General features: G+C 50.9%; 24 protein-coding genes. 13 read left to right on the forward strand and 11 right to left on the reverse strand.

The window, feature by feature from the left end; all coding sequences use genetic code 11:
- The first annotated feature begins 45 nt into the window (after window positions 1-45).
- Genes Pla110_RS03320 through Pla110_RS03335 form a run of 4 tightly spaced genes read left to right on the forward strand, consistent with a single transcriptional unit; the run spans window position 46 to window position 5,045 of the window.
- Complete coding sequence (locus Pla110_RS03320; RefSeq protein ID WP_144993211.1) at window positions 46-2,253, forward strand: hypothetical protein; 2,208 nt, start codon at window positions 46-48, stop codon at window positions 2,251-2,253.
- 17 nt (window positions 2,254-2,270) lie between these two features.
- Window positions 2,271-3,401 (forward strand): motility associated factor glycosyltransferase family protein, encoded by a 1,131-nt coding sequence (locus Pla110_RS03325; RefSeq protein WP_144993214.1) that lies wholly within the window; start codon window positions 2,271-2,273, stop codon window positions 3,399-3,401.
- The gene (locus Pla110_RS03330) at window positions 3,401-4,114 is read left to right on the forward strand and encodes a glycosyltransferase family 2 protein (RefSeq protein ID WP_144993217.1); all 714 of its coding nucleotides are present in this window, start codon (window positions 3,401-3,403) and stop codon (window positions 4,112-4,114) included. Before Pla110_RS03325 ends, Pla110_RS03330 begins: the two co-directional genes overlap by 1 nt.
- Window positions 4,092-5,045: a glycosyltransferase gene (locus Pla110_RS03335; RefSeq protein ID WP_144993220.1), complete on the forward strand. Its 954-nt coding sequence runs from the start codon at window positions 4,092-4,094 to the stop codon at window positions 5,043-5,045. Before Pla110_RS03330 ends, Pla110_RS03335 begins: the two co-directional genes overlap by 23 nt.
- Window positions 5,046-5,160: 115 nt before the next feature.
- Here the strand turns inward: Pla110_RS03335 and Pla110_RS03340 are convergent, their stop codons facing one another.
- The 3 genes from Pla110_RS03340 to Pla110_RS03350 all read right to left on the reverse strand — a co-directional run bounded on the left by Pla110_RS03340 (window position 5,161) and on the right by Pla110_RS03350 (window position 8,970).
- Window positions 5,161-6,405 carry an excinuclease ABC subunit UvrC gene (locus tag Pla110_RS03340; protein WP_390620508.1) on the reverse strand — a complete coding sequence of 415 codons (1,245 nt, stop codon included), beginning with the start codon at window positions 6,403-6,405 and terminating at the stop codon, window positions 5,161-5,163.
- 154 nt (window positions 6,406-6,559) lie between these two features.
- A complete protein-coding gene (locus tag Pla110_RS03345) occupies window positions 6,560-7,693 on the reverse strand; it encodes a carboxylate-amine ligase (protein ID WP_144993226.1) in 1,134 nt (377 codons plus the stop codon).
- Window positions 7,690-8,970, reverse strand: coding sequence for an amidohydrolase (locus Pla110_RS03350; protein ID WP_144993229.1), 1,281 nt, complete (start codon window positions 8,968-8,970; stop codon window positions 7,690-7,692). Before Pla110_RS03350 ends, Pla110_RS03345 begins: the two co-directional genes overlap by 4 nt.
- Window positions 8,971-9,518: 548 nt before the next feature.
- Between Pla110_RS03350 and Pla110_RS03355 the strand changes: the two genes are divergently transcribed.
- Window positions 9,519-9,923 (forward strand): STAS domain-containing protein, encoded by a 405-nt coding sequence (locus Pla110_RS03355; RefSeq protein WP_144993232.1) that lies wholly within the window; start codon window positions 9,519-9,521, stop codon window positions 9,921-9,923.
- Window positions 9,924-10,036: 113 nt separating this feature from the next.
- Window positions 10,037-11,269, forward strand: a complete 1,233-nt coding sequence (locus tag Pla110_RS03360) for a DUF6807 domain-containing protein (RefSeq protein WP_197440478.1) — start codon at window positions 10,037-10,039, stop codon at window positions 11,267-11,269.
- Window positions 11,270-11,283: 14 nt separating this feature from the next.
- Here Pla110_RS03360 and Pla110_RS03365 read toward each other — a convergent pair whose 3' ends face one another.
- Window positions 11,284-11,640, reverse strand: a complete 357-nt coding sequence (locus Pla110_RS03365) for a hypothetical protein (RefSeq protein ID WP_144993237.1) — start codon at window positions 11,638-11,640, stop codon at window positions 11,284-11,286.
- Between the two features lie 608 nt (window positions 11,641-12,248).
- On the opposite strand from Pla110_RS03365, the gene Pla110_RS03370 reads away from it, so the two are divergent.
- Entirely contained in the window at window positions 12,249-12,551 is a 303-nt protein-coding gene (locus Pla110_RS03370) for an indolepyruvate ferredoxin oxidoreductase subunit alpha (protein ID WP_144993240.1), read from the forward strand.
- A gap of 299 nt (window positions 12,552-12,850) precedes the next feature.
- Here the strand turns inward: Pla110_RS03370 and Pla110_RS03375 are convergent, their stop codons facing one another.
- Both Pla110_RS03375 and Pla110_RS03380 read right to left on the reverse strand, forming a co-directional pair.
- The gene (locus Pla110_RS03375) at window positions 12,851-13,192 is read right to left on the reverse strand and encodes a rhodanese-like domain-containing protein (protein WP_144993243.1); all 342 of its coding nucleotides are present in this window, start codon (window positions 13,190-13,192) and stop codon (window positions 12,851-12,853) included.
- A gap of 87 nt (window positions 13,193-13,279) precedes the next feature.
- Complete coding sequence (locus Pla110_RS03380) at window positions 13,280-14,434, reverse strand: leucine-rich repeat domain-containing protein (protein WP_144993246.1); 1,155 nt, start codon at window positions 14,432-14,434, stop codon at window positions 13,280-13,282.
- A gap of 213 nt (window positions 14,435-14,647) precedes the next feature.
- On the opposite strand from Pla110_RS03380, the gene Pla110_RS03385 reads away from it, so the two are divergent.
- The 6 genes from Pla110_RS03385 to ruvX all read left to right on the forward strand — a co-directional run bounded on the left by Pla110_RS03385 (window position 14,648) and on the right by ruvX (window position 18,641).
- On the forward strand, window positions 14,648-15,619 hold the full coding sequence (locus Pla110_RS03385) for a DnaJ C-terminal domain-containing protein (RefSeq protein ID WP_144993248.1): 972 nt from the start codon (window positions 14,648-14,650) through the stop codon (window positions 15,617-15,619).
- Window positions 15,620-15,661: 42 nt separating this feature from the next.
- On the forward strand, window positions 15,662-16,138 hold the full coding sequence (locus tag Pla110_RS03390) for a hypothetical protein (protein WP_144993250.1): 477 nt from the start codon (window positions 15,662-15,664) through the stop codon (window positions 16,136-16,138).
- Window positions 16,135-16,533, forward strand: a complete 399-nt coding sequence (rnpA, locus tag Pla110_RS03395; protein WP_144993253.1) for a ribonuclease P protein component — start codon at window positions 16,135-16,137, stop codon at window positions 16,531-16,533. The genes Pla110_RS03390 and rnpA overlap by 4 nt, the downstream gene beginning before the upstream one ends.
- Complete coding sequence (yidD, locus tag Pla110_RS03400) at window positions 16,530-16,769, forward strand: membrane protein insertion efficiency factor YidD (protein WP_231742900.1); 240 nt, start codon at window positions 16,530-16,532, stop codon at window positions 16,767-16,769. Before rnpA ends, yidD begins: the two co-directional genes overlap by 4 nt.
- A gap of 320 nt (window positions 16,770-17,089) precedes the next feature.
- The gene (locus tag Pla110_RS03405; RefSeq protein WP_144993256.1) at window positions 17,090-18,169 is read left to right on the forward strand and encodes a mannose-1-phosphate guanylyltransferase; all 1,080 of its coding nucleotides are present in this window, start codon (window positions 17,090-17,092) and stop codon (window positions 18,167-18,169) included.
- Window positions 18,153-18,641 (forward strand): Holliday junction resolvase RuvX, encoded by a 489-nt coding sequence (gene ruvX, locus Pla110_RS03410; RefSeq protein ID WP_231742901.1) that lies wholly within the window; start codon window positions 18,153-18,155, stop codon window positions 18,639-18,641. Before Pla110_RS03405 ends, ruvX begins: the two co-directional genes overlap by 17 nt.
- A gap of 216 nt (window positions 18,642-18,857) precedes the next feature.
- Here ruvX and folK read toward each other — a convergent pair whose 3' ends face one another.
- From folK to Pla110_RS03435, 5 genes are all read right to left on the reverse strand, one after another.
- On the reverse strand, window positions 18,858-19,376 hold the full coding sequence (gene folK / locus Pla110_RS03415) for a 2-amino-4-hydroxy-6-hydroxymethyldihydropteridine diphosphokinase (RefSeq protein ID WP_144993261.1): 519 nt from the start codon (window positions 19,374-19,376) through the stop codon (window positions 18,858-18,860).
- The gene (gene folB, locus Pla110_RS03420; RefSeq protein ID WP_144993264.1) at window positions 19,360-19,731 is read right to left on the reverse strand and encodes a dihydroneopterin aldolase; all 372 of its coding nucleotides are present in this window, start codon (window positions 19,729-19,731) and stop codon (window positions 19,360-19,362) included. The genes folK and folB overlap by 17 nt, the downstream gene beginning before the upstream one ends.
- Before the next feature lie 74 nt (window positions 19,732-19,805).
- Window positions 19,806-20,540 (reverse strand): SDR family oxidoreductase, encoded by a 735-nt coding sequence (locus Pla110_RS03425; protein ID WP_144993267.1) that lies wholly within the window; start codon window positions 20,538-20,540, stop codon window positions 19,806-19,808.
- A gap of 51 nt (window positions 20,541-20,591) precedes the next feature.
- Complete coding sequence (locus Pla110_RS03430; RefSeq protein WP_144993270.1) at window positions 20,592-20,939, reverse strand: ArsC family (seleno)protein; 348 nt, start codon at window positions 20,937-20,939, stop codon at window positions 20,592-20,594.
- Between the two features lie 327 nt (window positions 20,940-21,266).
- Entirely contained in the window at window positions 21,267-21,980 is a 714-nt protein-coding gene (locus Pla110_RS03435) for a 3-keto-disaccharide hydrolase (protein ID WP_144993272.1), read from the reverse strand.
- Window positions 21,981-22,395 lie beyond the last annotated feature (415 nt).

Here is a 22,395-nt window from a genome sequence, read left to right on the forward strand (position 1 = left end):
TGCCACACATCTCTTGAGAAAGTTCAAAAGAAAGGGTGAGGACAGATGACGTTTGAACGAAGAGTGCGACACTATTCGCCCGGGCCGAATGACTATGTTGGTGAGATTTCTACTCAGGCGATCTCGGGTTGCTGGTTTGAGTTGCATCGTCGCGGTGGGTGTGGTGTGGGCGAACTGGTCTTGAAAAATGATTTCGCGGATCGATATCAGATTGAAATTGGTGATTGGATTTCCTTTGAACCGGAGAGTGGGACACGCTGGTATCTGGGACGCGTGGAGGAACGGGAGTCGCGAAGTCCGGCGGGTGTCTTGTGTCGGTTGACGGGGATGGCGGTAGAGTTGGGAGAGATCTTCCCAGGCGGATTTAGTCGAACTGTCGCTTACAACGTGCCTCCGCATCGGTTCGCACAGACGGATCTTTTTCCGGGCGATCCGGACTACTCCGAAGAGACTGTGGATGTAGTAAGCCAGACTGCTGACCTCGTTTGGCTATTGATACAGCGATATGCCGCAGGGGTGACGCATATTGAATTTGACGCGGAGAAGTTCAGTCCGCTTGTGGTTGATTCGCCTGTAATGAGTGTTAAGTTTCGCGGAGAAGAGTCGTTGCGGTCAATTTTTAAGGAGTTGGCGATGCGTAATCGTGACGCCGCCTGGGGAGTGAATGCGAAGGGAGCATTCTACTTTCGACCCAGCGGGACGACAGTGCAGACAACACTGCGGGAGGGAGACAATTTATTGTCACTCAGAGAGGTGCGAAATCTCGACCAGGTTTACAACCGGCTGTTACTGACGGGCGATTATATCTATGACGGAGAATTGAATTCAGAGGTTCCTGCGGCGGGGTTTTATCGTTGGCGGGGGACTTATGTGCAACCTTTCAGTCGCGGGCAATACGGTGATCGACGGATTCGAATGTGGATACCGTGGATTCGTTCCCAAACCGATGCGCATCAATTTGTGAGAGAGTTCTTTCGCGTCTATGCCCGTCCGACCTCTCGTTATGAGATCGAAGTGGCTGGAATGGAGAATCTGATTTTTCCCTGGGCGGGCGCCGTCCGGTTGGAGGATCGTGATGGAAACGAATTGGTGACCGCAGCAGTGGAAACAGTCCGGGTACAGTTTGATGCTGTACCCCGATACGAACTTTCCGTTGGCCCAGAAGCGCCCCAGGAACTGTGGCCAGAGCCGGAACATGATGAACGATGGGAGCTGAATGGTTTGGGTGGGGGAGGAGTGGTTACCTTTTCGTCCGAAGGAAGTTCAGATGGGGGATCACTCAGTTCGGGTGATAATAGTGACGAGTCCAGCGAGGAGGATTCTTCAGAGGAGGTCTCGTCATCTGAGGTATCGTCGTCGGATGCAATGTCATCGTCTTTATCCAGTGGGTCGGACTTGACAGGATCGAGTTCTGGATTGTGGTCGTCCAGTGGATCCGATGGTATTTCAAGCGGCGAGACAGAAGAAACAGAACTGAGTAGCTCCGATTCCGCTGAAGAGAGTGATTCAGACACAGATTCGACCGGAGAATCATCGGGGAGCGGCGACAGTAGTGGGCTGTCGAGTGGTGAAGCAAGTTCCACTACTTCCAATTCATCGGGAGAAAGTTTCTCCAGCGATTGGAGCGGGTGGTCTTCTGGTTCTGGTGGGGTTTCTTCGGGAAGCGATTTATGCGCAGAAGCGATTCTGGATAACTTCGTGGATACGAATGGAACAGCCTTATCCTCGCATCAACCAGATATTGCGCCCTCGGGTGTGGTGTGGGCCGATTCGAATTCTGGGTTCAAGATTTTCTCCGGTTGCGCACAATTCAAAACAATCGGGAGTGGTAGTGGAATCGCGTATCTGGGTAATGGAGAGACGAATGTTGTGGTGTCGGCATCTGTTCAGGCAGGAACGCTCTTGTTTCGTGGTGATATCGAATGGTTGGGTTCGGTGGGGCTGGTACTGAGAGTGGCTTCCATCAATACATATTATGCAGCGTTGGTTTCTGCCTCCAGTCTTCGACTCGTGAAAGTAACGGGAGGAACCGCTTCGATACTTGATACCCAGGCTGTCAGTCTTGCGCCGGGAGCGACGTTCACGATTTCTGCGGAGTGTAACGGAAGTACGATCACAGCAACAACAGAAGGAGTGACCGTATCGACGACAGGTGTCACATTAACATCGGCGGCATTCGGATTGTATGCGAACAATGATGATGACGCCGAGACTCCCCATGAATTTGAATCGTTTCAGATCAACTGCCTGTAGTTTGAGGAAGAGAAAAAATGTCAAACTTGTTTGTGCGTATGAATACGGATCGAAGTGAAACTCCAGCCTCGTTGGAAAACATGTTTGCCGGGTCGACATCGACTTCATGCTGGTTGATCGGTGGAGGGCCATCGCTGACTGAAGAATCAGCAAAGATCATTCAACAAACGCCGAGTCCACGAATGTGCATCAATCTGGCCGGGGCAGGTTTGATTCGTCCCACCTTCTGGACATCTTATGATCCGTCGACGCGCTTTCATAAGTCTATTTATTTTGATGCCGGTATTACCAAGTTTGTGCATAAGAGGCGTGCGCTCGACCTGGTTCCGGAATCCTCTTTTAAAGTTTGCGATTGCCCTAACCTCTATTTCTTTGATCGACAACGAGATCGGCAGTTTCACGATTTTCTGGCACCGCACCATTCCGGGATTGTTGACTGGTCGGATTCGATGGTTCAGGCCATCGATATTCTCTATCGACTTGGGTTTCGCACCCTCTTTCTGGTGGGATGCGAAATGCGAGTACAGCCTTCTGTCGCTCAGCAGACACGTGCTCGCGAGGCAGGGGTTGTTTATGAATCGGGTGAGTTACTCAAAGACTTTCTGAGACGCTGCGAGGAGAAAGGTTTGTCGGTTGAAGAACTGGAATCGGTCGAACGGGAAGAGCAATATCACTTCGCCGAAACGAAATCACTAAAGGCAGCAGCGAGTGCGGAGTCGCACTATTTTCGCATCGCTCAGTACTTGCGGTTATGTCGCCGGGCAATGAGTCTGGCCGGTCTCAGGCTTGTTTCCGTGACACCTGAAAGTCGGTTGAATGACTATTTTCCATACCTTTCGCTCGACGAGGCGGCTTTCGAAATCAAGAACGAGACAGGCGACCCGGCTGTCGAGACAACGGATGGACTGTATCGACAATTGACGGACCGACGTGTGGATTTTCGTGGACCAATGCGAGATTTCAAACCTCCGGTTGATCAGTCCCGAGAGTCGCCGGAACCTCAAAGAAAACGTGATAATCAACACGAGTTTCTGGTTGAAGCAGAAGGGTTTGAAAATAAAAAACCACGAGCAGCAGGGGCCGGTCAACTTCGATTGCAAGCGCAACACATGGAGCAAGTACCTGTTCATGTTAAGGAAGAAGGTTAATGATGGACAGCACTCTGGTGATTCCCCAACGTGGTCACATTGAACTGACGCTTGATTGTCTGGATTCACTAAGGCGGGTTGAATCGAAACGGTGGCCGGTTGTCGTGGTGGATGATGGGTCGACGATGGAGGAAGTGGAACGCTTTGATCGTCTGAAGCCGCCAGGTGTCCGGTTGGTTACCCAGTTTCAGGCAGGAGTGACCGCGGCCTGGAATCTGGGAGCACTGCAGGTTTGTACCAAAGCGGTGTTGTTTATTAACAATGACGTGCTCTTTCGGACTCCCTCAGTTGAAGCGATGTTGGAACCACTCAATACGAAAACGGCACGAATGACGGGAGTACGTTATCGAATCGAACCGAATGTGCCAGTGGGATCATTGAATGAAGAACTTCCAGAAGATGAGACGATTCGATTGCTGGAAGGGTGGGCTCTCTCCTGTTTCGTTGAGGATTACTATCGAATCGGTGGGTTTGACGAGCAGTTTCAAACTTATTTTTCGGATACCGATTTTCAACTTCGAATGCGAGAAGAGTTTGGTTCGAGTTGCTTGAAAGCCATTGGTGATATTGGCTTGGAGCATCTTGGGCACCGAACGGCTCATCTCGAACCGACGCATCGACAACAGTGGCGGCGGGACCGGAAACTCTTTCGTCTAAAATGGAAACAGGTCAAAAACAGGAGCCCCGATATTGCGTTTACTTCAGGTTTGTAATGTCGGAAACATCGTAGGGGGAACTGCTGCTTGTACCTGGAGTGTCGTTCGTGCATTACCCGATTGCGAGCATGTGATTTGTTTTCGTTCTCCACCGACGAGAGAGACGAGTGAGCGATTTAACGCTTGCGCGGGAGTCGAACAACTTCTTTATCGGCGTCACCTCTCCCATAAAGAAGTCATGGCTGTTCGCCCTGACTTAGTTCTCATGCACAACATCGGACCGGCAGTCGTTGAAGTACCGCAGGTGATTCCCTCAGTGCAATATGTGCATTCTCAAATACAGCCGATGCAGGCCGACTTTGAGATGAATTGTTCTCACTGGCTGACTAGCAAACGAGGGCAGTCTGATGGATTCGTTTGCTGGCAAGGTGTTCCACTGACCGCAAGGTATGAAGAAGAAAAGAAGACGCATTCACGGTTGACGATTGGTCGCATTTGCACACCGACGGTTCGCAAATGGCCGCAGGCACTGATTCCATTCTATGCTTTGCTCGCTCGGAAATTTCCGGAAGTCCTTTGGGAATTCATTGGATGCCCCATGCGCTTTCAGCCTGAACTCACGAAAGTTTGCAAGGGAGAGGTTTTATTCAGGGAAGCCAATTGGGACGCGCGAGAACATGTCGCGCGTTGGGATGCGATGTTATATCATCATCCAGATTTGACAGAGTCTTTCGGTCGGACAGTGGCGGAAGCGATGCGAGTGGGGACGATACCGATTGTTGACGACCGTGGTGGATTTGTCGAACAGATCAATTCCGATACAGGGTTTCTCTGTCACCATCCAGCGGAATTTGAACTCGCGATTGAAATGCTGCAGGATATTGAAACACGCCAGCAGATATCGCAAGCGGGGATGGTTTGGGCAAACGCCAATTTCTCAATTGAGGCATTCCGACAACGATTGCTGGGCCTACTTCAGAAACTTTAGAGCGCATTCCAGATAACCGTAGCGTGTTCTGGCGGCGTAGCCTACTGTTTTTCAGGGCTTTTCGGGACCGAGAGCCGCCACACTTATCCTGGACAGGATCTCGTTCCGCTGTGGCTTACTCATCGAACGTATGTTTGTGATGCAACAGATGATGATAGTGCTGGGCGAAGCGATGAGATTCGTCGCGGACATATTGAAGCAAGCGAAGTGCATAGGAGTGGCGGCTGAGGCGGCGAGGTTCGGATTCGCCGGGGACGTAAACTTCTTCTTCTCTCTTGGCCAGCGAAATGGTGAAGGGGGGATCGACCCCGATGGCACGCATCGCGGACAGTGCGGCGTTTAACTGCCCTTTGCCCCCATCGATGAGCAGGATGTCAGGAAATGGTTCCCCCTCTTGCTCCAGCCGGCGCAGACGGCGGCTGACTACTTCCCGCATGGAAGCGAAGTCATCGATTCCCTGGACGGTGCGGATCTTATATCGCTTGTAACCATGTTTGAAAGGCAAGCCATCGATGAACTGAACCAGACTGGCAACGGTCTGGCCTCCCTGCAAGTGGGCGATATCCATGCCTTCGATGCGGCGTGGAAGGTGATCGAGCTTGAACACGCGTTTGAGTCCCTCGACACCTTTCTTGGGGTCGATGTAAAAAACTTCAGGTTGGGCATGTTCTTCAATGTCTCCGCGCAGGTTCAGGTTTTCGAGTGATTTAATCTGATCTCGCAGGCGGGCTGCTTTTTCAAATTTCAATTCTTTGGAGGCCTCTTCCATCTCCTTCATCAAATCTTTGAGGACCTTCTTTTTGTTTCCATCGAGAAACATGCGTAGATGTTTAATGTCTTTTTTGTACTCTTCCTTCGTGATTCGCAAATTACAGGGCGCGGTACACTGATTGATGCTGTGGAGCAGGCAGGGACGAAACCAACGCCACTTTTCGTCGTTCTCTTCGATGTCGAGAGTGCAGTTACGAAATCGAAAGACTTTCTGCAGGACTGAAATGGCTCCACGAAGTTTTTTGGCGTTTGTAAAAGGACCGTAAAGCTTGGTCCCTTTTAATTTCGGAGTACGGGTGAATTCGATCCGAGGAAAGTCTTCGTTGGTAGTGATCTGTAGATAAGGGAACGACTTGTCGTCCTTTAGCTCGGAATTGAACCGGGGTTGAGTGTCTTTAATCAGCCGGGCTTCCAGCAGCAATGCTTCGACTTCGCTTTCGGTATCGATGGTTTCCAAGTCAACGATTTCAGGAACGAGATCCGCTGTCCGGCGATCAAGGCGTGCCGCCTTCGTGAAATAGCTGTTCACGCGACTGCGCAGGTTGACCGCTTTGCCAATGTAGATCACCACGCCGCGGTTATCCTTCATCAGGTAAACACCGGAGGTGGTGGGCAATTCATCCAGCTTTTTGTGAAGCAGCGCGTACGGGTTTTCCGGATCAAGCGGCTTGCTGTGTGGTTCGTCAGCAGGTGGCATAGTTGGCTTAGGGTAGGGGAGTTGGTGTTTCCGTTTCTCAACGGAATTATCGCAGCGGCGGCAGGGTTCGCCAGTTGTTTTTTTGCACCATTTCCCGAACGACCTCTCTCCGAGAACCGGTTCGGTCATAGATTTCGAGTTGCTGTGATGCTCCAGTCTCGTTGTGCAGCGTTAAAATTGATTTGAGTTCCGGGACACAATCGAGTTTTTCTGCCGTCGGAAGAAGCAGGTCGACCAGGTGGGACGTGAGTTCATGGACAGACTGCTGTTGGAACGTATCGTGATTGACGAGTTCAGCCTCGCCACCGTAACGGGTCGCACGCCATTTGTTCTGCTGAACCATCATGGGGTGATAATCGGCTTGGTAAGTTCCCGAATCAATTTCTTCTGATAAAGCCACCACCATACATTGGACGAATGCAGTGATCGCCAGGACCTGATTCAGATTCGCTGGCATATCGCAGATACGAACTTCCACCGTTCCGAAGTTATGATGCGGTCGGATGTCCCACCAGATTTCGCGAATGGAATTGATGAAACCGGTGTTGATCAAGTGGTTAATGAGCCAGGTGTATTCGCTCCAGTTTCGCACCAGATGCGGCAGTCCGGCGGTGGGCAGTCCCTCCATAATGACGGATCTGTTAGAATGAATTCCTGTATTCCGTCCTTCCCAGAAGGGGGAGTTCGACGACAGGCTGAGCAACAGCGGGAGATAACGGAGCATCCGTTCGCTGACCATAATCGCCTTGTCACCAGTATCAACACCGACATGCACATGCAGGCCAAAGGTTAATAGCCGACGGGCGATATCCTGCATCAAATCGACCAGACGATAGTACCGGTCATTAACCGTAATTTCTTGTTCCCGCCAGGAGGAGAACGGGTGGGTCGCCGACCAGAAGAGTTTCAAACCGAGTTCTTCAATCGCTTTTTCGGTGGCTTCCAACGTGGTACGCAAGTCGTTGCCCGCTTCAGCCACGGTACGGCAGACGCGTGTGTTGATTTCAAGATAGGACTGCATCAATTCAGGTTTGACGAACTGATGGAATTCCTCGGGCAGTGCCTTGAGGACTTCATCAATCGAGTTGGACAGTGCGAGTGTGTTAGATTCGACTAGTTGCAATTCGATTTCGACACCCAGCGTGGGGTAATCGTTTTGAGTAAACGAAATCGCGTTCATAACGACTCTCCGGAAGTGGTTTCAAGTTGATGTCCCAGCAACAGCACGGAACGCATTATAATACGTGCTCCCAGAGAGAGAACCGTTTCATCAATGTCAAAGCGACAGGAGTGCAATAACGTGGGGTCGCTTATGTCTCGGGCACAGCCCAAGCGAATCATGGCTCCTGGAACCTGCTCAAGATAAAGGGCGAAATCTTCTCCGCCCATACTGGGTTGATCAATCCGACTCGTGTTCTCGGTTCCCAGAATTTGCATGGCGGCCAATTCCAGACAGCGGGTGGCGTCGTTGTTATTGACGATCGAAGGGAGGGCATTATGGAAATCGACATCAATGAGGGTGCCACTTGTCTTTCCGACTCCATGGGCGATTTCACGAATGCGGCGGTGTAATCGTTCACGAGTGTCGGCTTGAATCGTGCGAAGGGAACCTCGAATCTCGACTGTCTCGGGAATGACGTTCGGAGCATAACCTCCCATCAATTGACCCACAGAAAAGACTGACGGATGGCGGGAATCGACCGAGCGGGGAAGATACTGATGGAGCGCCATGATCAGTTCAGCCGAAGCTGCTACGGGGTCCGACGTATGATGCGGTCTGGCGGCATGGCCTCCGTGACCAGTCACGGTCAATTGAACTTCATCGCAGTTGGCCGTCATTGTTCCATATCGAACAGCAGCTTCGCCGACGGCCCGTTCCGGTTCCATATGCAGACTCAGAATCGCGGCGACTCCGTCCAGTGAATTCTGTTCGATCATCCAGCGAGCACCCTGACAGGTTTCTTCAGCCGGTTGAAACAACAGCCGGACCCGTGCCGCAGGTACGTTGGTGACCCCTTCGGTCAGTTCGGCTCCCATGGCGGCGAGGCCAATGCCGGTGACAATTGTGGAGTGGGCGTCGTGACCGCAGGCATGCATCACGCCATCATTCTGGGAGCGATAGGGGACCTGCTTTTCATCCGGAATGCGTAATGCATCAATATCTGCGCGGATCGCAATCAGCGGAGTCGTCGGATCCGGGTTACCGATTTCAAAATCGACAGTCAGGCCGATGTCGTTCTGTTTCACCACTGGATTCAGGCCGACAGCTTGCAGCAATTCGGTCAGGTAGGTCGTTGTCTGAATTTCTTCCCCGCTGGGTTCCGGATGAGCATGCAGGTGGCGACGGATTTCGATCAACCGGGAAGAAAGGCGGGCGATGGCGTGGTCGAAATCATTCAACCAGCCCGTATGTTCTTCCAGGTGGTTCAAATGAGTTTCCAGAGAATGAAGTTTCATATAATTTCAGACTGTAAGAAATGCAAATAAGAAAGGAGCAGGTGTGACAATTTGTTCACATCTCGGTCGGGTCAATCGGGCCAGCTTTTGGCGATCTTCGTGAGCCGTTCTCAAAATTCTAACGGATCTCCAACTCCTTTATACGTAATAAACCTATACGGAGTGAACCGCAGAATTAACACGACTCGTCTGTTTCCCGCTTTCCCCTCAAAACAGATTCCTTCCTTCGATCATCAGAAACCTCTCCCCGAGGTTGTTGCGGTTTTAAGTCCTTCCCACCTGTATTGCGCTTTCCTCACCTGAATTTCTAACATTTCCGACTTATCTGAACAGTTTAAAAAGAGACAATCCCCATGCTGAGAGAGGTTGTTCTACAGAAGAGTAAACAGGATAATAAGTACGCGGTTCTGACAGAGCGGTACGCCCGCTCTCGATACGATTCGCTGAATTCAGATTCCCGACAACCGTGTCCTGACGATGGGCGGGTTCACTGCCTGACCTGTTCAGTCGATGGTGGTTTTCCTTCACACTGGAAAAGGGGGTGATTCATGTTGCGATCAGCCGTTCAATTCGAAGGTCCTATCCTGATGGAAATGCCGCATAAAGTTTTCCCGGTAGAAGTGCAGCCCAGAGTGCTGGTCGTCACTCCGGTTGGAGACGCGGTCGCCTTCAAGGACTGTGACGTTAAATGGGAGCTGACCATGATCCTCAATCAGCTCGAGCGATTACCGGTCCATCACGTGATGATCGACTTCAGCGCCGCCAACTACTTCGGTTCCGTCGTTATCGGCAGTATGGTGCGACTCTCCTCGCTGGTGAAAGGGCGCGGGGGCAAAGCGGCGATGTGTGGTGCGTCCGAAGACATGCAGGTCGTACTTGACGCGATGAACTTGAACCAGATGTGGTCTCAGTTCCAGGATCGGAATGAGGCCGTTCGCTGGCTGAATAGCTAAGACTCTGCTGCTCTGGTAAAAACTCTTCCTGAAACCGGTTTCGTTTCGTTCGAGAATCGCGCATGATAGAGGGAGCATTTCTGTTTCCCAATCATTCCGCTGGAGATCCTGCTTTGCGATCCAATCGATTCTTTGTGCTCCTGCTCAGTCTTATTTTGTCGACCTCGTTTATCGCTTCGACTGACAACGCTTCTGCCGCCGAGCATTCGATCGTGTGGAAAGCTCCGACCGGTGTTCCCGCCGGAACACCCCTTTTCGTCAAACAAGAGACCGATGCGGACGAGTCTCTTCAATTAGTGGAAGCCGAAACCGGAACGAAAATCCCACTACAAAAAAGTGGTGAAGAGTGGATTGGATTATTTCCGCGCGAGATCAAAGAAGGGGAGACACTCGACTTTACCGTGTCAGCAGTTCCTCCCGTCCAGGCAGCATCGGCAGTCTTCAACATCGTGCAGAAAGAAGGATGTCTGGTCGTGAGTAATCGCGGTAGGGAAGTCTTTCGCTATCGCACTGACTCCCTTGAGCCTCCCATGGGGCAAAGTAATATCTACCGACGCAGCGGTTATCTGCATCCCCTCTATACGCCCCGAGGAAAATTAGTCACGGGAGACTTCGCCGCAGACCATCCTCATCAACACGGAATTATGTACGCTTGGACGAACACCAGTTTTCAGGGGAGGAAGGTCGACTTCTGGAATCAGTCCGCAGAACAGGGACGCATTGAGCATCGGAAAATTGTAGCCATGGGAAAGGGTCCCGTCTTCGCCGAAATCGAAGTGAAAATTGCTCACGTCGATCTCACTTCCGGAAACCCAATCGACGTCCTGCACGAACATTGGAAGCTCCGCGTGTATGACATTGGACCAGACACGAATGACAATAGCCTACCCTACATTATTGATTTTGAATCTGTTCAAGAAGCAGCCACGGACGAGCCACTGAAGATTCTGGAGTATCACTATGGTGGCTTTGCCATTCGCGGAAATGAATCGTGGTTGGGCCGCGATCCCAATCTTTTTTTAACCAGTCTCGGTATGAAACGGGAAGACGGGAACCATAGTCGTCCGAATTGGTGCCGTATGCAGGGGGAACTCGGAAGGGGGACTGCCGGCGTTGTTTTGATCTCTCATGAGCACAATTTCCGTGCTCCCATACCCGTTCGTCTGCACCCAGCCAAACCTTATTTCTGCTGGGCTCCGCTGGTATTGGGCGACTTTGAAATCAGCAAACAGAACCCGCTGCGGTCTCGGTTTCGAATCGTGAGCTATGACGGCGAGGGGTCGCTCCAGCGTCTTCATCAGCTGTCGCGGAATTTCTCACAGCCGGTCTGGCTGGATGCGAGGTAGTTGGGACGAGCGGCTCAGTCGAGCATTAGGAAAACATATTGTTGTCCACTGTCTTGATCTGGTTCGAATCCTTTTTCGACGGCTATTTTTCCGATCATGTCTAGAAGAACGGCGCGAGAGTCTGATTCCTCTGGAAGTTCTATCACTAGCTTACCGGTGTTTTCGAAGCCTCCCTCATAGTCATCGATTTCAACAGCCAGCACTTCCTGAGCCCCTGCGTCATAGAATTGCTGTACAAATTCAATGCTTTGTTCCTGCGAAAGTCCTTCTCCCAAAAAACGTTGCCCTGGGCCGGGCGAAGTCTGCAGCCATTCGAGTGCCTCTTTAGTATTAGTTGCTCCCAGAAATTGCTGTACGAATTTATCAGACACTGTCGTCTCCTATTCAACCAGATTTAAGGCCATTTTTACCGGTCAATTTTCATGAACTGTTTCAATAACCGTAACTCGTTCTGTCTCGTTTTATAATATCATATCCTCAAATTACCATAAAAAGAAAATAGCCCAGATTCATCAAATGAGGAGAACCCGATCTGTTAGCTGGTGTCACTCATAGAGGAGCCCAGGCTAGGGGTGATTTTATTGAGACAAAATCTCAACTCAGTGTGCGAATTAATCGGGATTCTTGATGTTAGGGTCTGCAGCAACGATCTCCTGTAGTAAGTGTCAAATGAGACTTAAACTGACGGGTTCTCGCCATGTACCGGGCTTGACGATCTGTATCGGCAGAACTACATTTAGCATGACTCTCTCGCTAAATTTCGTCTTCAGAAATGTCGCCTCTATCTCTTTAATAATAGGGACATGAGTTTTTCTGCTGATTTCCAGGGGAGAAATTCAAGAATTGAATTCAAAAGCGATTCACCGAGTATTTTTTTCACTCAGAACATAGATATTCCGCGAGGTTCTGTTTCCTGACCGGTGCTGATTGACCGATAACTCTGGAACTTGGCGGCTTTTTTTAACAGGAGGAGTTTCTCATGACTCATGTTGTCGCAGAACCTTGCATGAACTGCAAATACACCGACTGCGTGCTGGTGTGCCCGGTAGAATGTTTCTACGAAGGCGATAATATGCTCTACATCAATCCCGATGAGTGCATCGACTGTGCAGCATGTATTCCCGAGTGTCCCGTGGAAGCAATCTTCCAGGAAGATGATCTTCCCGAACAATGGTCCAGCTTCGTCGAACTGAATGCCGAAAAAGCACCAGAATGCGAAGTCATCACCGAGCAGAAAGCTTCTCTGGCCGACTCCGGCGGGGACTGCAAGAACGCCGATTAAAGACCCCGGATGCTCTGAGTCAGAAAATTCGGTTCAGATACAATAAAAGCCCGCACGCAGAAGTCTTTGCATGCGGGTTTTTTCTTTGTACGTTCATTTTCCAGATTCGACTCTGGCTTAAGCTTCGCGGGTGCCACTCGCTGTACTCCACTCTGTCTGAGTGCCACTCTGTCTGGCTTGTCCAGCAGTGCGATTACAGAGCATTCAATCATACGTTCCCTGCAATATCACACAGCGATTCGAACAATCGTTTGAAGACTTCGTAAGGGCTTCTTCACTATCGGTATTCAAAACAAGATCTAATACCGAGGCAAACTCGGATCGATTTTCTCCGCCCATTCATCAATTCCCCCTGACATGTTGATCGCCTTGCTGAAGCCTTGTTTTCGCAACCAGAGCATCACTTTCATGCTGCGGCCTCCATGATGGCAGTACACGACAACTTCGCTATCTTTCTGGGGGTCCAACTCACCCACACGATCCTGAATCTGGCTCATCGGGACGAGTGTTGCTCCTTCCACGTGCACTGTCTGATATTCATCCTCTTCCCGCACATCGAGCAGCAGAAAATCGTCGTTGTTATCCAGTTTCGCTTTCACCTGTTCACAGGACATTTCGAGCGGAGTGGCAGCGTCAGTCATAGCAAAAGAATCCAATTGGAAGTTCAAACGAGCAGCGTGATCAAATCATGCGTGGATCATCTTAAATTGGGAACCGCGTTGCAACCGTCATTTCTTCTTGATGAAATCAGACGAGATGATCAAATTCGGATGAACGAGTCGTAGTTGTTCAATCTGTTCCTCGGGAACGGAGGTGCCTCTCAGATCGAGGCCTCCTTTCAGAGGTTTCAGGATGGCAGGGTTTTCAATCAAAACGGTGATATCGCTTAAATTAGTCGCCCCCTGTAAATCCAGATGACCTTCCAGACTACAGTTTTTCAGCCGGGAAATATCAGTCAGGCCTGTGAAGTCAGTTAATTTGACGGAGACATATCTTTGTCCATCCTTTAAGAAGTCGAGCGACTCCTGTTGTTGAACCCCTCCCATTTCCACAAACTTCAATTGCGACATTTTATCCAGATCAGGAACGGTTGCATCCATCTCACAGCCAGCAAGATTGAGAAGATACAACTTCGGACAATGTGCTAATCCATCAATGTTATTCAATTTCGCCACAGTGCGATTCGCTTTTATCTTTTGATCCACTGAAATGCCCGTTTCCAAAACTGTCAGAAGTGGCATGTGACGCAAAAAATCGAGATCCGTCAGTCTCATGTCGCAGTCGATCGCGAGAAAACTTAACATCGTTAACTGTTTGAAATACTGATCGCTTTTAATCTCTCCACTGTTTTCAATAACCAGGGTTTGCAGGTTGGTCAGTGAGTTCAAGAACTTCCATTCCGTCTCCACGGGGCAATTCTTAATTTTCAAACTTCTGAGATTTGTCGCGTTCGCGACGGATTCCACATCTTTCAAGTTGGAATTGTTTTGAAGAATTAACTGGTTGAATTTCAATTCGATCTCAGGAAAATCCAGCAACTCCAGTTCAGGTGAGTCTTCGATGTTTAAGGAAATGGAAACCGGCAATTGGTTCGTCAGGATCACGATTTCCCGAAGTTGTTCCTCGGTAGTATCGATAACGGTGACCGTATAGAAATTCGGAGTTTCCGGCCACCAATTCCGAGAACCTGTGATTAATCTCTGTGGATATCTCGGTTCAACCGTGGCATCCAGACTTCGGATATCATCGACCAGTCTTTCTCTTTCTGTATGGCGCCAGTAAGGCCAGCCTATAGCGGTCCCCAGCATGAGGAGGCTGACAAAAGCCGCAACAACCAGAACTCTTTCGGTCCGATTCCATTCTCGCGGCGGCCAAACCGTCATTTCTATTTCTCCAAACAGTGAGAGGGGGATAAAGAGCAGCGGTGCTAGTATACCAGCGAAACCTGCTTGGCGATATGTGATGCCTCTTCGATTTCTGACCAAATCTCCACCACCTCCGAACCTGTTGTCCCAGCCGATTCCTGCGTATAATGTCCACCGTTGTCTGAATTTCCTTCTTTTCCAGCTTGTTTGATTCCTTAGATACCCACCTCCATGCCCCAGGACGATCTTTACAAAACTCTCGGTGTTTCCCGGACCGCGTCGGCGAACGATATCCGCAAAGCCTACAAGAAGCTCGCTAAGCAGTATCACCCCGACCGAAACAAAGGGGATGAAAAAGCGTCCGAGAAATTCAAGGAAGTTCAGGATGCCTACTCCGTACTGAGTGATGAGAATAAACGCGCTCAGTACGACCGATTCGGCACAACCCACACCAGCCAGGCAGGCCGGGGGGGAGGCAATCCCTTTGGCGGTGGAAACCCATTCGGCGGTGGCGGGGGAGCCGGCGGCCCGGGAGCAAGCCCGATCGATCTGGGTGATATCTTCGGCAGCTTTTTTGGCGGAGGCGGAGGGGGCGGTTTCGATTCGGATCGAGGTGGATTCGGTGGCGGAGCACAGGCGCCGCAGCGTCCCCAAAAAGGGGAAAACATCCCACTCGAAATCGAAGTCCCTTTTCACGTCGCGGCCGAAGGAGGCGAACATCTACTTACGCTCAGTCGCGATGGCAAACGGGAGTCGATTGCCATTAAAGTTCCCGCCGGAATTGAATACGGAAAATCAATCCGTCTCGCCGGAGAAGGGCACCCCGGTCGTCATGGCGGTCCGCACGGCGATCTGATGGTTTCCGTCAAATACAGCAAACACCCTTACTTCCGCCGGGAAGGCTCGAATATTCTGATCGATCTTCCACTCACTCCGGCCGAAGCCGTTCTGGGTGCGAAAGTGGAAGTCCCCACGCTCGCCGAAGGGGAAGTCGTCATGACCATTCCTCCCGGTACATCCAGTGGAGCGAAACTTCGACTACGCGAGAAGGGCGTCATCAACCCTCGCACCAAGCAACGGGGAGATCAGTTTGTGGTGATTAAAATCGTCGTTCCCAAAGAACCCTCTTCCGAAGTCCACGAACTTTATGAGAAACTGAAGGAAATCGACACCACCAACCCGCGGGCCGACAGTTGGAAATAAACTGAAGAACAATCGCTTCCCCCAACTTCGGAAAGAAGCCCAGTGATCTTATCCATGAACGTGCTGCGACGCTCTCTTCTCTGTACCGGCTTATTCACTCTGGTGATTCTCCTCACCTGCGGACCCATTCTCTCTGCTCAAGAGAAAATCGATCCGCCCCCCGCCAGTGAAGCCGCGTCGGAAGCCACCGTCGACGTCAGTACCGATGAAACAGGTTTGACCGCAGAGCAACGGGAGAAGAAAGAGGGGACGCTCGTCGGTATCATGATGATCACGCTCATCTGCATTACGGGCGTCTTCCTCATTATCTGGATTCTCCTGTATGGTCGCTGGTTCCGGCGGATGACTCGTCATCGTACCGGTCCTGTTTCTCCCCCCGATCCCCTCTGGTATCTCAAAGAGAAACCAAACACAGAAAAGCCGGGCGACGAAACCTCGAACTCCGAAGAATCAAATACTGCAGAACCAACTCCCCCCGAGGAAGACGATGATACGAACGAGGAGAAACCTTCCTCATGACAGCAACCGATCATCGTTTCCCGCAGAAATGCCGACTCAAGACCAACGCCAGCTTTCAGACGGTCTACAACGCCAAGCAGGCCAAAGGAGACAACCGACTCCTCATCTTCGCCGCCCGTAACGGACTTGGTTACACCCGTCTGGGTGTGAGTGTCTCTCGCAAAGTCGGCAACGCCGTCTGCCGTGGCCGCTTCAAACGCTGCTTCCGAGAAGCCTTCCGGTTGGAACGCCCCGAATTGCCTGTAGGACTCGATCTGATCTTCATTCCCCGTCGCGGCACCACGGCCGATACCGACATCTATCGCCAATCTATTCAGAAGCTGATTCCACAAGTGCTGGAGGTTATCGAGCGAAATGAACGCCGTGCGTCCCGTTCCGACAGGTCATCCCAATGATGAAACTGCTCCAGACGATCGCCGCGATTCCCGGTTACCTGCTAACCGGCTTGATTCGTCTCTATCAGATCTTCCTCAGCCCCTTGCTCGGTCCAAGTTGCCGCTTCCACCCCACCTGCAGCGAATACGCCTTGCTCGCAATCAAAAAGTACGGCGTCCTCAAAGGAAGCTGGAAAGCAACCCGCCGCATCTTCCGCTGCCACCCCTGGAACCCCGGCGGCTATGATCCCCCCTGAGGTGTTATCTTCTAATCTGAGTAGTCAGAATTCCCGCCCAGGTGTGCCACGTTTAGCTCGTCTAAATGGGGAAATGTGAGTTCTGTTATCATTACTTATTCAACGGGTAGTCTGTGACTGTTCAAACTCAGCACGGCGTTGTGGATTAATCCCGACAATCGTTACACTTCTTTCTGTAATCCACTGCACCACCTCAGGCGATATTGCCATAAAAGAGAGATAATAGAACTCACTTCCTTTATGTTGCAGTAATACGGATTGAATAGCAGTAAATATCGGTCCGTGAGATTAGTTCGATCCTTCCACAGGTCCCCATTCCCATGCTTCACACCCTCATCCTTGCCGGCGGTAGCGGGACTCGCTTCTGGCCTCTCAGCCGGAAGGCGTTTCCTAAACAATTGCTCGATCTGACCGGCGAAGGTTCCTTGCTCCAGCAAACCTCAAATCGAGCTCAGGCATGTGCCCCCAGCGAGAACTTGTGGGTGGCGACAGGAGAGCATCTTGTCGCTCCGATTCAGTCGCAACTTCCCGATCTCGACTCCTCGCACATTATCGTCGAGCCTTGCGGTCGAAATACGGCTCCCTGTATTGGGCTCGCCGCCCTGCAGCTTCTGGCAGTCGACCCGGAAGCCGTGATGCTCGTGTTGCCATCGGATCAACTCATCACGCCCGTCGAGGAATTCCGTCGAGCGGTGGAGCAGGGAGCTAAACTGATCCAAGACGATTCCACCCGCTTTGTCCTCTTCGGAGCAAAACCGACATTCCCCTCGACCGGCTTTGGATACATCGAACGGGGTAGTGCCCTCGAAAAGACATCGCCCACCACTTTCGACGTTGCTGCTTTCCACGAAAAACCGAATGAACCCACCGCCGAGAAATACCTGGCAGCCGGATCCTTCTACTGGAACTGCGGCATCTTCCTCTGGCGGGCCGATCAGGTTCTGGCGGCGATTAAAAAACATCAGCCCGATCTCTACACTCACTTGGAACGCTTGCAACCTGCGGTCGGAACAGATGATTGGCAATCCGCATTGGAACATGAATTTCCTCGCATGCCGTCGATCTCTATCGACTACGCCGTTCTCGAAAAGGCAGACAACGTCCTGGTGATCGAAGCCCCATTCGAATGGGACGACCTTGGCAGTTGGAAAGCACTCCGGCGATTGCTGCCGGCTGATCAAGAGGGAAATATCGTTCACGGAAATCATACTGGTTCCGCGAAGGACTCTGTTATCTATTCGACGAATCCAAATCAACTCATTGCCACGATCGGTCTCGAAGGATGTCTCGTCGTTCAAACAGATGAAGTCATCCTTATCGCACGGAACGATGACGAACAGGCTCTCAAGGAACTGCTCGAGCAAATCAAAGAGGAGAAAAACCTTGAACGCTACCTCTGACCTTATTAACTTCCCGACCGAGGGCCGTTTACTCGGTGTGGATTTCGGTACCAAACGTGTCGGGTTTGCCGTTTCATCCGGCGATCAGAAATACTCCAGCCCCCTCACCGTCTGGCAGAGACAGACCGAGAAGGGGGATGCCCGGTTCCTCAAAAAACTCGTGGAAGACAATCAGCCTGTCGGTCTTGTCGTCGGGCTTCCCGTCCACATGAGTGGAGACGAAGGCGAAGTCGCCGCCCAAGTGCGAGAGTATGGCGACTGGATGGCCGAGACCCTCTCGCTTCCCATCTGCTACTGGGACGAGCGGTTCACCTCCGCTAAAGCGGAAAGGCTTCTTTTCACTTCCGATTTAAACGAAAAACAACGCAAAGCTAAAATCGATAAGCTCGCGGCTCACCTGATGCTCCAGTCCTTCCTCGACACCGACGACCGCTCCCAGGCCCCACCTTCGTTTCCCGTGAAAAGTGAGTAACTATGGTGAGAACTAACCTGAAAAGGGTGGCCCAGACAATCTCGCAGAGTTGTCTGGGTTGCACAGCAACACTTAAGCACTGAGTACATCCCAATAAGAGTCGCTTCCCGAATCGAATTTACCCTCAGTCCCTCTCAATTCAGAGCATTCCACACTTAGTGTGCCTTCGGCACCCAGACAACGCTGACGCGATTGTCTGGACCATCCCTCATCAATTTATTCCAAAGTAATCTCCACGTCCCGCACCATTCCCCACTCACTTAATGTGAATCGCTGTGCGATTTCTTCCAAAGTGACCTTTTCCATAGGATGCAAATAACCTGGTTCCAGTTCAGCCAGGGGGATCGCCACAAATGGGCGTTTCAGAATGTCTTCATCCGGGATCGTGCGTCCATCGAGTACGAGGACGTCGTCATTGAAGAGGGACAGATCGAGGTCAATCGTCCGTGCGGCGTTTTTGTTCTGGGGATCGCGGACTCGTTTTAAATCGGTTTCGATTTGTGCCATCGCCGTCTGTTTGAGTTCTTCCGCACTCAATGGCGTTTCCAGTAACACGGCCGCGTTGATGAAGTTGGCTTGATCCGTATCGCCCACCGGTGCGCTTTGCCATGCCGAGGAAACCGCAACGACGTCGCCGTAAGCCTGCAATAACTCGACGGCCCGGCGCAGGTTCTGGTCGGGTTCTATATTTGAACCCAGACTGAGGAACGCTCTGTTCTTACTGGGAGGCAACATCGGACTGATCCCGAGTGATGCAAACACCGACCGAGTTCGCAAACCGTAATGCCCCCGGCTTTTCCACACAGACGGAGACCTGTGTTACGCCTTTAAAAGCGAGGCATGTCTGAGCGATCTTTTCTGCGAGTGCTTCGACCAGTTTGTATTGGGAACTCTCGACGAGCTGGATGATTTTCTTGGTCAAACTTCGATAGTTGACCGCATCGTCGATTTCATCCGACTTTCCCGCTTTCCGGCAGTCGGTATCTAACGTCAGGTTGATCAACACGTCCTGACGGTTCACCCGCTCTTCATCGTTAATACCGATGATGGTCCGCAGAAGTAAGTCCTTAATCACAATCTGGTCACTCATAATATTGTCTTTATCTCGAGCGTCGCTTGTTGAATCACCACAACTATTTTCGTTGGGTCACCTGGCTGGGTAAGTTAGCCAGTCAGATGTTCTCCGCCAGTAACATGCATGATTTCTCCAGTAACAAATTCTCCATTCAGGAGATACTGCAATGCATGGACTAGGTCGTCCGGGTTGCCGGTGTGGGCCAGTGGTATTTCTTTCTTTTTGCCTTCCTGGAATTCCGATTCTCCCGGAGGAGGAAGGATTGCTCCCGGAGCAATGGCATTGACCCGTATTCGCGGAGCGAGTTCTATCGCCAATGCCTTAGTTAATTCCAGTAGACTGTTCTTCGCCAGCGAGTAGACCAGAAACTTTCGGTCAATCCGTTCGGCGCGCCAATCAACAATGTTAACGATTTGGCCGCGTATGTCATCGGGAACTTGAGAAACGAATCGCCGTGATAAATAAAAGGGGGCTTTGAAGTTGATGTCCATGGTGCGGTCAAACAGGGCAGGGTCGGTCTCTTCAAACCGGGCCGCGTCGAAGATCGCCGCACTATTGACCAGAATCGACGCCGGTCCGACTTTTTCTTCCACGAATCGAAACAATGCCTCTGTTCCCGTAATCGGGTCACGGAAGTCGGCGGAACAGGTCCAGCAGGTGCGTCCCATCGCTCGAATCAACCGGGCTGTCTCTTCTGCGGCATCGTCTGAGTTTCCAAAATGGACAACCACATTGGCACCCGCTTCCGCCAGAGCGAGGGCAAAGGCGCGTCCCAGACGAACCGCTCCCCCAGTGACGATAGCAGTTTGGCCGACGACAGACATAAGCTTCCCATTTCTACGAAATTAAGCGGACCACGGGTCACTGTTACCACTTTAAAAATGTTCCTGTAGGCCTTCTTCATGGAATCCGACGAATAAAGCTTTCCCTTTAACCACGACAGGAGCCCGTAAATTCCCGTGAGGGCCAAGCATATGTTTCAACAGTTCTTCATCAGCAGGAGCTTCTTTTTTCATGTCAAAACTGTACAGCTTTTTCCCTTTGGCGATATGAACTATGTTCGCCGCATGGGCCAGTTCCAGCGCCTTCGCGTCATCAAAACGGATCTTATTCGCGATGACGACCTCTTTGACGTTGGCCGCTTCCTTTTCCAGGAAGGCTTCCATCTTCTTACAGGAGTTGCAGTTCTTGCGGTGGTAATACCAATTGACGGTTTGTGGCATCGTACGAGTTGTTTCTACGCAGAAAAGATTAATTGGGTTACGGGGGAGACTCTCTCATTATAGCCGACCAGCCCCGAGTTTTTTAGACATCACCCACCCGCCTGCCCACTTCTTCCTCTCGTTCTTGAGGGAACTGGTTCTTCCCGGAGGTGTGGTTTCGTTGACTGAGTCTTCATGCATCCAAGAACCACTTGATTGACGACAAGCTCTCCCTGCTGAGTAGAGGCTCGTTCAGCCGCGGTGTAAAAGGTCAAAAGTCGTTAAAAGAAAAAGGCACCCTTTGCAGCAAAGGGTGCCTCGAGAAAATCATGATTCAACAAATGTGATTTAGTTCAACTCTTTGACATAAATATTACGGAAGTAAAGCGTGTTTCCGTGGTTCTGCAGTTCGATCGCCCCTTTTTCAATGACGGGAATACCGGCGTCTCGTTTCCAGTAGTTTTCCAGAATAACATTGTCAGTGACCAGTTTGCCATTCAACCAGATGGTGACCTTTTCGCCAACCATTTTGATGTGGAACGTATTCCATTCACCAACTGGGTTGTCTGCTTTAGCCAGTGGGAATCGTTCATTGTCTTTGTTGTTCCACAGAGATCCAGAACCTTTCTCGGCACCATGTTTGAAGTATTCAGGATATTCAGTGTCCCAAATCTGAATCTGGGGAGTACTACGAACGTAAATACCACTGTCTCCCTTGGGTTCGATCTTCCAATCGACATATAGTTCGAAGTCGCCGAAATCTTTCGCAGAGCAGATCGATTTTCCTTTACCGTCAAAAACCAATACGCCGTCCTGTACGCCCCAGTGTGCGCTCATCAGTTCGTTCGCTTCTGCCTGTGCTTTAGAACGATCTTCTTCGCTCATTTCTTGCAGTGTGTAAGGGTTACCGTTTCCAACCAACCCTCTCCAGTTTTCCAGATCTTTGCCGTTAAACAGTGCAGTAAACCCTTCGGGGGGAGTATTCAGTTTTTCTTCTGCCATCAATGAAGTGGTACATAGGGTGGCGAGAAGGATCAAAGAGAGTGTGACCATTTTTTTCATGATGCAAATTTTCCTTGCAGGGTTCAAATCGGAAGATGGCCTTAATCGCATACGTTCAGAGCTAGTTTTGAACTCGCATGAGCAGAGTTTCAAACGGGGTCCAGGACGATTTCCTCGATCAAACTCATTGATTTGATGGAAACTCATCACTCTGATGCAGGGAAGGCCCGTAAGTGGGTGAATTAGGTGACTTCGAGTTTAGCCGGTCGGGGTGGGCATTGTGAATCGTCTGATACCGATTCGGGACGACTTTTTCCATGGATTGATGCGAAAGCCCGGATTGCTAAAAAGGCGATGCGCATAAAATAACCTCACTCATTCAGTGAGTGAGGTTTCTTCAAGTACCCCAGTTAAATTCACATACACTTCCCCAAGTGCGGCCTAGTCAGACTAAACCGGACAACGGAACTCGTTG

The organism is Polystyrenella longa (assembly GCF_007750395.1).
Classification (GTDB): domain Bacteria; phylum Planctomycetota; class Planctomycetia; order Planctomycetales; family Planctomycetaceae; genus Polystyrenella; species Polystyrenella longa.

Bases quoted from the DNA above. Each gene is read 5' to 3' on its own strand.
- Pla110_RS03320 (WP_144993211.1), top strand. From the start codon at position 46: ATGACGTTTGAACGAAGAGTGCGACACTATTCGCCCGGGCCGAATGAC.
- Pla110_RS03325 (WP_144993214.1), top strand. From the start codon at position 2,271: ATGTCAAACTTGTTTGTGCGTATGAATACGGATCGAAGTGAAACTCCA.
- Pla110_RS03330 (WP_144993217.1), top strand. From the start codon at position 3,401: ATGATGGACAGCACTCTGGTGATTCCCCAACGTGGTCACATTGAACTG.
- Pla110_RS03340 (WP_390620508.1), bottom strand. From the start codon at position 6,405: ATGAAGGATAACCGCGGCGTGGTGATCTACATTGGCAAAGCGGTCAAC.
- Pla110_RS03345 (WP_144993226.1), bottom strand. From the start codon at position 7,693: ATGAACGCGATTTCGTTTACTCAAAACGATTACCCCACGCTGGGTGTC.
- Pla110_RS03350 (WP_144993229.1), bottom strand. From the start codon at position 8,970: ATGAAACTTCATTCTCTGGAAACTCATTTGAACCACCTGGAAGAACAT.
- Pla110_RS03355 (WP_144993232.1), top strand. From the start codon at position 9,519: ATGTTGCGATCAGCCGTTCAATTCGAAGGTCCTATCCTGATGGAAATG.
- Pla110_RS03370 (WP_144993240.1), top strand. From the start codon at position 12,249: ATGACTCATGTTGTCGCAGAACCTTGCATGAACTGCAAATACACCGAC.
- Pla110_RS03375 (WP_144993243.1), bottom strand. From the start codon at position 13,192: ATGACTGACGCTGCCACTCCGCTCGAAATGTCCTGTGAACAGGTGAAA.
- Pla110_RS03380 (WP_144993246.1), bottom strand. From the start codon at position 14,434: ATGACGGTTTGGCCGCCGCGAGAATGGAATCGGACCGAAAGAGTTCTG.
- Pla110_RS03385 (WP_144993248.1), top strand. From the start codon at position 14,648: ATGCCCCAGGACGATCTTTACAAAACTCTCGGTGTTTCCCGGACCGCG.
- rnpA (WP_144993253.1), top strand. From the start codon at position 16,135: ATGACAGCAACCGATCATCGTTTCCCGCAGAAATGCCGACTCAAGACC.
- yidD (WP_231742900.1), top strand. From the start codon at position 16,530: ATGATGAAACTGCTCCAGACGATCGCCGCGATTCCCGGTTACCTGCTA.
- Pla110_RS03405 (WP_144993256.1), top strand. From the start codon at position 17,090: ATGCTTCACACCCTCATCCTTGCCGGCGGTAGCGGGACTCGCTTCTGG.
- folK (WP_144993261.1), bottom strand. From the start codon at position 19,376: ATGTTGCCTCCCAGTAAGAACAGAGCGTTCCTCAGTCTGGGTTCAAAT.
- folB (WP_144993264.1), bottom strand. From the start codon at position 19,731: ATGAGTGACCAGATTGTGATTAAGGACTTACTTCTGCGGACCATCATC.
- Pla110_RS03425 (WP_144993267.1), bottom strand. From the start codon at position 20,540: ATGTCTGTCGTCGGCCAAACTGCTATCGTCACTGGGGGAGCGGTTCGT.
- Pla110_RS03430 (WP_144993270.1), bottom strand. From the start codon at position 20,939: ATGCCACAAACCGTCAATTGGTATTACCACCGCAAGAACTGCAACTCC.
- Pla110_RS03435 (WP_144993272.1), bottom strand. From the start codon at position 21,980: ATGAAAAAAATGGTCACACTCTCTTTGATCCTTCTCGCCACCCTATGT.